At 64.2% G+C, this 11,017-nt stretch carries 9 protein-coding genes; 7 read left to right on the plus strand and 2 right to left on the minus strand.

The genetic code is table 11. From position 1 onward, the window contains the following. The first annotated feature begins 348 nt into the window (after positions 1 to 348). From ACTHJ1_RS00465 to ltaE, 5 genes are all read left to right on the plus strand, one after another. Entirely contained in the window at positions 349 to 2,199 is a 1,851-nt protein-coding gene (locus ACTHJ1_RS00465) for a propionate--CoA ligase (protein WP_440186312.1), read from the plus strand. Beyond that, entirely contained in the window at positions 2,196 to 2,600 is a 405-nt protein-coding gene (locus ACTHJ1_RS00470; protein WP_440186314.1) for a heme-binding protein, read from the plus strand. Before ACTHJ1_RS00465 ends, ACTHJ1_RS00470 begins: the two co-directional genes overlap by 4 nt. Further along, positions 2,597 to 3,916, plus strand: coding sequence for an MFS transporter (locus ACTHJ1_RS00475; protein WP_440186316.1), 1,320 nt, complete (start codon positions 2,597 to 2,599; stop codon positions 3,914 to 3,916). Before ACTHJ1_RS00470 ends, ACTHJ1_RS00475 begins: the two co-directional genes overlap by 4 nt. Before the next feature lie 118 nt (positions 3,917 to 4,034). After that, positions 4,035 to 6,014, plus strand: coding sequence for an acetate--CoA ligase (acs, locus tag ACTHJ1_RS00480; RefSeq protein ID WP_440186318.1), 1,980 nt, complete (start codon positions 4,035 to 4,037; stop codon positions 6,012 to 6,014). A gap of 115 nt (positions 6,015 to 6,129) precedes the next feature. After that, positions 6,130 to 7,146: a low-specificity L-threonine aldolase gene (gene ltaE / locus ACTHJ1_RS00485; RefSeq protein ID WP_440186320.1), complete on the plus strand. Its 1,017-nt coding sequence runs from the start codon at positions 6,130 to 6,132 to the stop codon at positions 7,144 to 7,146. Here ltaE and ACTHJ1_RS00490 read toward each other — a convergent pair. Together ACTHJ1_RS00490 and ACTHJ1_RS00495 are read right to left on the minus strand one after the other, a co-directional pair. Continuing rightward, complete coding sequence (locus ACTHJ1_RS00490) at positions 7,136 to 7,969, minus strand: SDR family oxidoreductase (RefSeq protein WP_440186322.1); 834 nt, start codon at positions 7,967 to 7,969, stop codon at positions 7,136 to 7,138. The genes ltaE and ACTHJ1_RS00490 overlap by 11 nt on opposite strands. Positions 7,970 to 8,040: 71 nt before the next feature. After that, the gene (locus ACTHJ1_RS00495) at positions 8,041 to 9,687 is read right to left on the minus strand and encodes an electron transfer flavoprotein-ubiquinone oxidoreductase (RefSeq protein WP_440186324.1); all 1,647 of its coding nucleotides are present in this window, start codon (positions 9,685 to 9,687) and stop codon (positions 8,041 to 8,043) included. A gap of 110 nt (positions 9,688 to 9,797) precedes the next feature. Here ACTHJ1_RS00495 and ACTHJ1_RS00500 point away from each other — a divergent pair, with 110 nt between their 5' ends. Both ACTHJ1_RS00500 and ACTHJ1_RS00505 read left to right on the plus strand, forming a co-directional pair. Then, positions 9,798 to 10,271: an acyl-CoA thioesterase gene (locus ACTHJ1_RS00500; RefSeq protein ID WP_440186326.1), complete on the plus strand. Its 474-nt coding sequence runs from the start codon at positions 9,798 to 9,800 to the stop codon at positions 10,269 to 10,271. Between the two features lie 108 nt (positions 10,272 to 10,379). Beyond that, the coding region (locus tag ACTHJ1_RS00505) for a CoA transferase subunit A (RefSeq protein ID WP_440186328.1) at positions 10,380 to 11,017 on the plus strand (638 nt) is incomplete at its 3' end.

The raw sequence follows: 11,017 nt of genomic DNA on the forward strand, positions 1-11,017 counted from the left end.
AGATCCAAATGGATTGTTAACAATAAAATCAAAAATAATAGGACTTTTAAGAGAATGGCCGAAAGAAAATAAAGAACTTAATTTTGATTATTTTGAAAAACAATTTAAATGTTTAAAAAAGATAACAATAAATATGATAAACATTATTGATAAAAGTAAAAACGCTTCAAATGTTATAAAAACCCAATTAGACGTGTTTACAATCAATGAAACTGATACATTTTTAAAGGATACAGATTCTTTTTTAAATGCAAACAATTTCAAAATTGAAGAAAAAATAATTATATTACAAAAAAGATTATATGATTTATTAATAAAATCTGTTTTTAAAATCACTAATCTATACAAATGCGCGTGTTTTTGGGGGGGCGCGTGGCCGCGCGCATTCACTGGGACGAGTCTTTTGCCCGGGTACTGGACGACAGCCGCCCGCCTTTTGCCCGCTGGTACGTGGGCGGACGCACCAACCTCTGTTACAACGCGGTCGACCGCTGGCTGCCCCAGTACGCCGACCGTCCGGCGCTGGTGTGGGTGTCGACCGAGGTCGACCGGGAGCGCGTCTATACCCGCAAGCAGCTTTACGACGAGGTCAACGCCGCGGCCGCCATGCTGCGCGGGCTGGGCGTGGAACGGGGCGATCGGGTGCTGCTCTACATGCCCATGGTGCCCGAGGCCGTGTTCACGATGCTGGCCTGTGCACGCATCGGCGCGGTGCACTCGGTGGTGTTCGGCGGCTTCGCCTCGGTGAACCTGGCACAGCGCATCGACGACGCGGCGCCCAAGGTGGTGGTAAGCGCCGACGGCGGCTCGCGAGCCGGAAAGGTGCAGGCCTACAAGCCGCTCCTGGACAAGGCCCTGGGCCTGTGCGCCAAGCCGCCGCAATCGGTGGTGATCTTCGACCGGGGATTGGCCCCTTTCGAACCCGTGGCCGGGCGCGACCTGGACTATGACGTGCTGCGCCGCAAGCACTGGGGGCAAGCGGTGCCGATCACTTGGCTGGAATCTTCCGAGCCCAGTTATGTGCTGTACACCTCGGGTACCACAGGCAGGCCCAAGGGCGTGCAGCGCGACACCGGAGGCTACGCCGTGGCGCTGGCCGCTTCCATGGAATACGTGTTCGGCGGCAAGCCGGGCGATACGTACTTTTGCACCAGCGATATCGGTTGGGTGGTGGGACACTCGTACATCGTGTATGGCCCGCTCATCGCCGGCCAGACCACCATACTTTACGAAGGTACGCCGGTGCGTCCCGACGGCGCGATCCTGTGGAAACTGGTGGAGCGTTTTCGCGTCAACGCGCTGTTCTCCTCGCCCACGGCGGTGCGCGTGCTCAAGCGGCAGGATCCGGCCCTGCTCAAGCGGCACGACCTGTCGTCGCTGCGCGCCGTGTATCTGGCCGGCGAACCGCTGGACGAGCCCACGGCGCGCTGGCTGTCTGACGGCCTGGGCAAGCCCATCATCGACAACTATTGGCAGACCGAATCGGGCTGGCCCATTCTGTCGGCGCAGCCGGGCGTGGAGTTCACGCCGGCGCGCTTCGGCAGCCCCTCGTTTCCCACCTACGGCTATGACGTGCGCGTGGTGAGCGAAACCACCGGCGAAGACCTGCCCGCGGGGCAGAAAGGCGTGGTGGCCATCGTGCCGCCACTGCCACCGGGGGCCATGTCCACGATCTGGGGCGACGACGCGCGCTTCGTGCAGACCTACTTCACGTCCATACCGGGCAGGCAGTACTACTCGACCTTCGACTGGGGCAGGGTGGACGCGGACGGCTACTGGTTCATCCTGGGCCGTACCGACGACGTGATCAACGTGGCCGGGCACCGCCTGGGCACGCGCGAGATCGAAGAGTCGATCAGCACGCATGCCGGCGTGGCCGAGTGCGCGGTGGTGGGCGTGGCCGACGAACTCAAGGGCCAGGTGGCCATGGCTTTCGTGGTGCTCAAGCAGGCTGTGCCCGCCGAGGACCTCGATGCCGCCCGCGCGCTGGAAGGCGATATCATGCGCGTGGTGGAACAGCAGCTCGGCGCCGTGGCGCGTCCCGCGCGCATCCGCTTCGTGGGCGCTTTGCCCAAGACACGTTCGGGCAAGGTGCTGCGGCGGGCCATCGCGGCCGTATGCGAAAAGCGCGACCCGGGCGACCTCACCACGATCGAAGATCCCTCAGCACTCGAACAAATCAAGGAATCCCTGCAATGAAGACCAAGGCCGTACTGGGCGCGCAAGACGTGAAGAACATCCTGGCCGCCGCCGAGGCGCATGCCCTCAAGAACAACTGGGCTGTGACCATCGCGGTAACCGACGACGGCGGCCACCTGCTGGGCCTGCTGCGTGGCGACGGCGCGGCGCCCGTCTCGTCGCACATCGCCCCGGCCAAGGCGCGCACCGCCGCGATGGGCCGGCGCGAGTCCAAGGTCTATGAAGACATCATCAACCAGGGCCGCTATTCCTTTCTCTCGGCGCCGCTCGATGGCATGCTCGAAGGCGGCGTGCCGGTGGTGGCCGACGGCCAGGTCATCGGCGCCGTGGGCGTGTCGGGCGTGAAGTCCACCGAAGACGCGGAGATCGCCCGCGCCGGCATCGCCGCGCTCGGCCTGTGAGCGCGGCCGCCCCGTCCACCGATGTCGCGGCCGGGGAGGCCGGCTGGTCGCTCAATCCCGGCGTGACGCGGCGCGAAGTCTGGGCCTGGGCGATGTATGACTTCGCCAATTCGGGCTATTCCACCGTCATCATCACCACGGTCTTTTCCGCGTATTTCGTCGGTGTGGTGGGCGGCGCGGCGCCTTGGGCCACGCTGGCCTGGACGTCGGCGCTGTCGCTGTCCTATTTCTGTCTCATGCTTACCATGCCCACGCTGGGCGCGCGCGCCGATGCGCGCGCGGGCAAGCGCCGGCTGCTTTACAGCAGCACGCTGGGCCATGTGGGCTTCATGCTGCTGCTTATATGGGCCGGGCCGGGCGACGTATGGCTGGCCCTGGTGGGTGTGGCTTGCTCCAACTATTTCTATTGCATCGGCGAGTCCGTGATCGGGGCCTTTCTTCCCGAGCTGGCGCGGCCTCATGCATTGGGGCGCGTCTCCGGCTGGGGCTGGAGCTTCGGCTATTGCGGCGGCATGCTCAGCCTGGGCCTGTCGCTGGTGGTGGTTCTCGTCAGCCAGTCGCATGGTCTGCAAGCGCCGCGTTATGTGCCCTGGGTCGTCATGGTCACGGCCGCCGTATTCGTGCTGGCAGCGCTGCCGTCCTTTCTCATGCTGCGCGAACGATCCACGCCGCGCAATCTGCCTTTGCAGAGCCTGTGGCGCGACATGCGCGACATGCTGGCGCGGTTGGCCCGGCTCTGGCGCGAGACCGGCGTCGATTACCCGCAATACCGCCGCCTCTTGATGTGCTGCGCCTGCTATCAGGCCGGCATTTCGGTGGTCATCACGCTAGCTGCGGTCTATGCCCAGCAGGTCATGGGTTTCGGCATGGCGCAGACCATGATCATGGTGTTCACCGTGAACATCGCGGCGGCCGCGGGCGCCTTCGCCTTCGGCTACGCGCAGGACCGCATCGGCCACAAACGCGCGCTGGCGATCACGCTGTGCGGCTGGATCGCCATGGTACTGACGGCCTATGCCGCGGTCACCGTGCCGGTGTTCTGGGCCGCGGCTTTCCTGGCCGGCCTGTGCATGGGCACCAGCCAGAGCGCGGGGCGGGCCATGGTGGGCGTGTTCGCGCCTGCCGGCCGCCTGGCCGAGTTCTTCGCCTTGTGGACCTTCGCGGTGCAGCTGGCCGCGGTGGTCGGGCCGCTGACCTACGGATTGGTGACCTGGATTACCCACGGCAATCAGCGCCTGGCCATCCTGATCACCGGCCTGTTTTTCGTGGGCGGCCTGGCGCTGCTGGCTCGCGTACGCATGCCGCGTCCTGCTTGAAATGGCGTTCCGTTGACTTTTGTCAGTCAGGTGGAAGTAAGAGCACGGCGATACGGTATCGAAGTTGTATAACTCAAGATGGCGATACTGAAAAAATAACCCCACACGGAGACAAAGCATGTCCAATTCCATCGAATCGGTCCTGGTCGAAACGCGTGTATTTCCGCCGCCCGCCAGTGCGGCCCAGGGCGCGACCATCTCGGGCATGGAAGCCTATCGCGTCCTGGCCGCCGAGGCCGAGCGCGACCCCGACGCGTTCTGGGCCCGCCTGGCGCGCGAACACCTGCAATGGACCAAACCCTTTACCCAGGTGCTCGACGAATCGAAGGCGCCGTTCTACCGCTGGTTCGGCGACGGCGAGCTGAACGTATCGGCCAACTGCCTGGACGCCCAGGTCGCTCAGGGCAATGGCGACAAGGTCGCCATCATTTTCGAAGCCGACGATGGCAAGGTAGACAAGATCACCTATCGTCAACTGCTGGCGCGCGTGAGTCGTTTCGCCAACGGCCTGAAGAGTCTGGGCTACAAGGCGGGCGACCGCGCCATTGTCTACATGCCCATGTCCATCGAGGCCGTGGTGGCCATGCAGGCATGCGTGCGCCTGGGCGTAACGCACTCGGTGGTGTTCGGCGGCTTCTCGGCCAAGAGCCTACAGGAGCGCATCGTCGACGTGGGCGCCTCGCTCGTTCTGACGGCCGACGAGCAGATGCGCGGCGGCAAGCAGATCCCGCTCAAGCCGGCGGTCGACGAGTCGCTGGCCATGGGCGGCTGCGAGGCTGTGCGCAAAGTCATCGTCTACAAGCGCACCGGCGGCAAGATCGACTGGACCGAAGGCCGCGACGTATGGATGCACGATGTCGAGGGCGGCCAGTCCGACGTCTGCGAGCCGGTTCCGGTCAATGCCGAGCATCCGCTCTTCATTCTCTACACCTCGGGCTCGACGGGCAAGCCCAAAGGCGTGCAGCATTCCTCGGCAGGGTATCTGCTGTGGGCCATGCTCACCATGAAGTGGACCTTCGACGCGCGCCCCGACGACGTCTTCTGGTGCACCGCCGACGTGGGCTGGATTACGGGCCACACGTATATTGCATACGGCCCCCTGGCGTGCGGGATGACGCAAATCATGTTCGAAGGCGTGCCCACGTATCCCGATTCGGGCCGCTTCTGGGACATGATCGCGCGCCACAAGGCCACGATCTTCTATACCGCGCCCACGGCCATCCGCTCGCTCATCAAGGCTTGCGAAGGCAATCCCAAAACGCATCCCAGCAACTACGCCATCGACTGCCTGCGCATCATCGGTTCGGTGGGCGAGCCCATCAATCCTGAAGCCTGGATGTGGTATCACAAGAACGTGGGCCGCGAGCGCTGCCCTATCGTCGACACCTGGTGGCAGACGGAAACGGGCGGCCACATGATCACGCCGCTTCCTGGCGCCACGCCGCTCAAGCCGGGCTCGTGCACGCTGCCGCTGCCCGGCATCACGGCCGCCATCGTCGACGAGACTGGCGAGGACGTGCCCGCCGGCAACGGCGGCTTTCTGGTGATCAAGCGTCCCTGGCCGTCGATGATCCGTACCATCTGGGGCGATCCGGACCGCTTCGTCAAAAGCTACTTCCCTCCCGAGCTCAAGGGCTATTACCTGGCGGGCGACGGCGCGCAGCGCGATGCCGACGACTACTTCTGGATCATGGGCCGCATCGACGACGTGCTCAATGTGTCGGGCCACCGCCTGGGCACCATGGAGGTCGAATCGGCGCTGGTGGCGCACGAGATGGTGGCTGAAGCCGCGGTGGTGGGGCGTCCCGACGATACCACCGGCGAGGCCGTGGTGGCCTTCGTGGTGCTCAAGCGCGCCCGGCCCGAGGGCGATGAAGCCAGGGCCATTGCGCAGCAGCTGCGGGATTGGGTCGCCAAGGAAATCGGCCCCATCGCCAAGCCTAGGGACATCCGCTTCGGCGACAACCTGCCCAAGACCCGTTCGGGCAAGATCATGCGCCGCCTGCTGCGCGTGGTCGCCAAGGGCGAGGCCATCACGCAAGACGTCTCCACGCTGGAGAACCCGGCGATTCTGGAGCAACTGTCCAAATCGCTGTAGTGCTACAGTCATCGGATTCTTTTCGCAGTAGCGAGGGCCGCAGGGGCCGGGCCGCGGCCCGGCCCCGGAATGGATCGGCAAATCCCGGGCGGCCCCTGCCTTTTTGGAGCATCCGATGATTGATTTGCGCAGCGACACCGTCACCCGTCCCACCGAGGCCATGCTCAAGGCCATGATGCAGGCCCCGGTGGGAGACGACGTTCTGGGTGACGACCCCACCATCATTCGATTGCAGGCCGTCGTCGCAGAACGCGCCGGCAAGGAAGCCGGTTTGTTCTTTCCGTCCGGCACACAGAGCAATCTTGCGGCGCTCATGGCCCATTGCGACCGCGGCGACGAATACCTGGTGGGCCAGCTCGCGCACACCTACAAATACGAAGGCGGCGGCGCCGCCGTGCTGGGCAGCATCCAGCCGCAGCCCATCGAGAACGCCGCCGACGGCACGCTGCCGCTCGACAAGCTCAAGGCTGCGGTCAAGGTCAAAGGCAATCCGCACTTCGCCAACACCAAAATACTGGCGCTGGAAAATACCTTCAGCGGCAAGGTGATCCCGCAGAGCTATGTGCGCGAGGCCACCGACTGGGCGCACTCCATCGGCCTGTCGACGCACCTGGATGGCGCGCGCGTGTTCAACGCGTCGGTGGCCAGCGGCCTTTCATTAAAGCAGCTGAGCGAGACCTTCGACAGCGTATCGATCTGCTTCTCCAAGGGAATGGGCGCGCCTGTCGGTTCAGTGTTGGTCGGCAGCAAGACCTTGGTCGACAAGGCCTACCGCTGGCGCAAGGTGCTGGGCGGCGGCATGCGGCAGGGCGGCATCCTGGCTGCTGCGTGCCTGTATGCGCTGGACCACAACGTCGAGCGGCTGGCGCAGGACCACGCCAATGCCGAGCGCCTGGCCGCCGGGTTCAAGACCCTGCCGAACGTGAGGTCGGTGTCGCAGGCGACCAATATGGTGATGATCGATTTCGAGCCGTCGGTCTGCGAAGGCCTGTTCGCTGCTTTCAAGGCGCAAGACATCCTGGTGCTGGGCGCTTATGGCGGCCCCACGCGCATGGTCACGCATCTGGACGTGTCCGAGGCGGACGTGGATCGCGTCGTCGCCGTCGCTCAGTCGTATCTCTCTAAGCGTTGATGAGCGTCGCATAGCCGGCCCGCGAGTCGGGCCAGCGCAGCGCATAGCCGCTGGATTTCAGGCGGGCGTTGTCCAGCCGCTTGCTGCCCACGCCCGCGGGTGCCGGGCCGATCGCCGGCGAGGGGGCGCCCAGCAGCCCGGCCAGATACGCATACAGTTCGTGCAAGGGTTGCGGCCTGTCGTCGCAACCGATGTAGACCGGCTGTGCATCGGCCAGGGCCAAAAGATGCACCAAGGCCGAGGCCGCGTCTTCCACATGGACGCGGTTGGCCCAATGCGGCGGGTCTATCGGCGCGTGGGCCTGTCCGGCGCGCAGACGATCCAGCAGCTGCGTGCGGCCCGGCCCGTAGATCCCGGCCAGGCGCAATGCGACTGAGGGCAGTCCCTGATCCCTCAGCCACTGCTCGGCCTCGAGCAGAATGCGCCCGTTTTGACCGGGCGGAGCGGGCGGCGTGTCCTCGTTCACCCAAGCGCCTGCGCACTCGCCGTAGACCGCAGACGAAGACACGAACACCACCCGTTGCAGTGCGCCGCAGTCGAGCGCGCCGAACACATGCTTGATGCCTTCCGTGAAAACGCGGGCGTAGGCCTGCGGATTACGCGCGTCGGGCGCGGCAGCCCATGCCACGTGCGTGACGCCTGCGGGCAGATTGCGCAGGGTTCCGGGCTCGCCGAGATCAGCCGCGAGCCAGTGCAGCCGCTCGTGTTCGATTGCCGCCGGATGCCGGCGTAGAGCCCAGACTTCGTCGCCCTGCGCCAGCAGCTCCCGCGCCGCGCGCAGGCCTACGTCGCCTGCGCCGACCAGCAATATGCGTTTCTTCATGTGCATTGCCCGTGAAAAAGGCGCCGAAGATCGCGGTCTGCGGCGCCTCGATTGTGTGCAGCCGGTGCAGGCTACATGCCGCTATACACCGGCCCTTCGCCGCCTTGGGGTGCCGTCCATACGATGTTCTGCGTCGGGTCCTTGATGTCGCAGGTCTTGCAGTGCACGCAATTCTGCGCGTTGATCTGCAGCTTGTCGGCGCCGTGGTCGTCCTTGACGAATTCGTACACGCCGGCTGGGCAGTAGCGCGCTTCGGGGCCGCCGTACTGCGCCAGGTTGATGGCCACGGGTACCGACGCGTCTTTGAGCTTGAGATGGATGGGCTCGTTCTCTTCGTGGTTGGTGTTCGAGATGAACACCGAGCTGGGCTTATCGAAGGTGAGCTTGCCGTCGGGCTTGGGGTAGTCGATGCGTGCGCACTGCGAGGCAGGCTGCAGGCAGGCGTGATCGGGCTTGGTGCGGTGGAGGGTCCAGGGCATCTTGCCCTTGAGTAGCCACTGCTCGATGCCCGTCATCACGGTGGCCACGGTGCGGCCCTTTTTGAACCACTGCTTGAAATTGCGCGCTTTGTTCAGTTCGGTGTGCAGCCACGACGATTCGAACGCGGCCGGGTAGGCCGAGAGCTCGTCCTGCTTGCGGTCGGCCACAATGGCGTCGAACGCCGCTTCGGCGGCCAGCTTGCCGGTTTTGAGGGCGGCGTGGCTGCCCTTGATGCGCGATGCATTGAGAAAGCCCGCTTCGCAGCCCACCATGACGCCGCCCGGAAACACCAGCTTGGGCAGCGACAGCAGGCCGCCGGCGGTGATGGCCCGCGCGCCATAGGCGATGCGCTTGCCGCCCTCGAAGGTGGGTCGGATGGTCGGGTGGGTTTTATAGCGCTGGAATTCGTCGTAGGGCGAGAGCCAGGGGTTGGCGTAGTCCAGGCCCACCACCATGCCTACCGCCACCTGGTTGTTGTCCAGGTGATAGAGGAACGAGCCGCCGTAAGTGTCGGAATCGAGCGGCCAGCCCGCGGTGTGCATCACCAGGCCGGGCCTGGACTGCGAGGGGTCGACTTCCCAGAGCTCTTTGATGCCGATGCCATAGCTTTGCGGATCGCGGCCGGCGTCGAGCTTGTAGCGCTCGATCAACTGGCGGCCCAATTGACCTCGCGCGCCTTCGGCGAAGACCGTGTAGCGCGCCAGCAGTTCCATGCCGGGCTGGTAATGATCGGTATGGGAGCCGTCGCGCGCCACGCCCATGTCGCCCGTGACCACGCCGCGCACCGCGCCGGCCTCATCGTAAAGCACCTCCACGGCGGCAAAGCCGGGGAACACGTCCACGCCCAGGGCCTCGGCCTGCTCGCCCAACCATTTGACGAATTCGCCCAGGCGCACGATGTAGTTGCCGTGGTTTTGGAAACACTGGGGCAGCAACCAATCGGGCGTGCGGCGCGCGCCCGATTGCGTGAGAAACAGGAACTGGTCCTGCGTGACCGCCACGGTCAGCGGCGCGCCTTTTTCTTTCCAGTCGGGAATGAGCTCGGTGAGCGCCTGCGGGTCCATGACCGCGCCCGACAGCGTGTGAGCGCCCAGCTCCGCGGCTTTCTCCAGCACGCAGACGCTGACGTTGTGATTGCGCTCGCCGGCAAGCTGCTTCAGACGTATGGCCGCAGCCAGACCGCCGGGGCCGCCGCCCACGACGACCACGTCGTATTCCATCGACTCGCGTTCGGACATGCTCTTATCCCCTGTTATGTGCGACCGGCCCGTTGGCTGCCGAACCCCGGGCCGGGCCTGCTGCAAGGCGGTTTATCATTGAACGAAGTATAGAGTAGGGAGACTGGAGCATGAATCTGGTGATGGACGACCGCGGCGGCGCGGGTCCGGAAATCGGGCGAACGCTGGGCGTGGGCGATACGCACACCCTGGACGTGCCCCTGCGCTGGGGCGACTCCGATGCGCTGGACCATCTGAACAACACCCTGTATTTCCGCCTCATGGAAGAGGCGCGGATGCAGATCCTGTACGGCGCCGGCCTGAAGCTGCCGGACGATCACGGCGCCATTTTGGCGCATGCATCGTGCGATTTCCTGCGCCCGCTTACCTATCCGGCCAGCGTGCGTGTCACGCATCGGGTCGGTCGCATCGGCCGCTCCAGCCTCGAGTTCGAACTCATCCTCGACAAAGTGGGCGACGCGTCGGGCGCTTATGCCCGCGGACGCAACGTGCTGGTGTGGATGGACTACATCAACAACCGTTCGCAGCCCTGGCCCGCCGAGGTGCTGGGCAGGCTGGGCGCGGTCTTCACGCCCGCGGGATAGCGCCAATGCGGCTGCCGTCTGGCTGCCGCTACAATCTTTTCGATTTCAGGCAAGGACTCTGGGTCGGTTCGGCCGGCGCCGGGAATAGATAACCAAGGAGCAGGAGCAATGAACAAAATCTATGCGAGCGCGGCCGACGCGCTGGCAGGCGTCGTCAAGGACGGCCAGATGATCGCCGTAGGCGGCTTCGGTCTGTGCGGTATTCCCGAGGCATTGATCGCCGCGCTGCGCGATTCGGGCGTCAAAAACCTGACTTGCATCAGCAACAATGCCGGTGTCGATGGTTTCGGCCTGGGTCAGTTGCTGACCACGCGCCAGATCCGCAAGATGATCGCTTCTTATGTGGGCGAGAACAAGGAGTTCGAACGCCAGTACCTGTCCGGCGAACTCGAGCTCGAATTCACCCCCCAGGGCACGCTGGCCGAGAAACTGCGCGCCGGCGGCGCCGGCATCCCGGCTTTCTTCACCAAGACCGGCGTCGGTACCATCGTCGCCGACGGCAAGGAAATACGCGAATTCGACGGCCAACAGTACGTCATGGAGCGTTCGCTGGTGGCCGACGTTTCCCTGGTCAAGGCCTGGAAGGCCGACAAGGCTGGCAATCTGGTCTTCCGGCGCACTGCGCGCAATTTCAATCCGGTATGTGCGATGGCCGGCAAGGTGACAGTGGCCGAGGTCGAGATTCTGGTCGAAACCGGCGAGCTGGATCCGGACGAGATCCACACACCGGGCATTTTCGTACAGCG

The organism is Bordetella sp., assembly GCF_051960075.1.
Taxonomy (GTDB): domain Bacteria; phylum Pseudomonadota; class Gammaproteobacteria; order Burkholderiales; family Burkholderiaceae_B; genus Bordetella.

Bases quoted from the DNA above. Each gene is read 5' to 3' on its own strand.
- ACTHJ1_RS00465 (WP_440186312.1), top strand. From the start codon at position 349: ATGCGCGTGTTTTTGGGGGGGCGCGTGGCCGCGCGCATTCACTGGGAC.
- ACTHJ1_RS00470 (WP_440186314.1), top strand. From the start codon at position 2,196: ATGAAGACCAAGGCCGTACTGGGCGCGCAAGACGTGAAGAACATCCTG.
- acs (WP_440186318.1), top strand. From the start codon at position 4,035: ATGTCCAATTCCATCGAATCGGTCCTGGTCGAAACGCGTGTATTTCCG.
- ltaE (WP_440186320.1), top strand. From the start codon at position 6,130: ATGATTGATTTGCGCAGCGACACCGTCACCCGTCCCACCGAGGCCATG.
- ACTHJ1_RS00490 (WP_440186322.1), bottom strand. From the start codon at position 7,969: ATGAAGAAACGCATATTGCTGGTCGGCGCAGGCGACGTAGGCCTGCGC.
- ACTHJ1_RS00495 (WP_440186324.1), bottom strand. From the start codon at position 9,687: ATGTCCGAACGCGAGTCGATGGAATACGACGTGGTCGTCGTGGGCGGC.
- ACTHJ1_RS00500 (WP_440186326.1), top strand. From the start codon at position 9,798: ATGAATCTGGTGATGGACGACCGCGGCGGCGCGGGTCCGGAAATCGGG.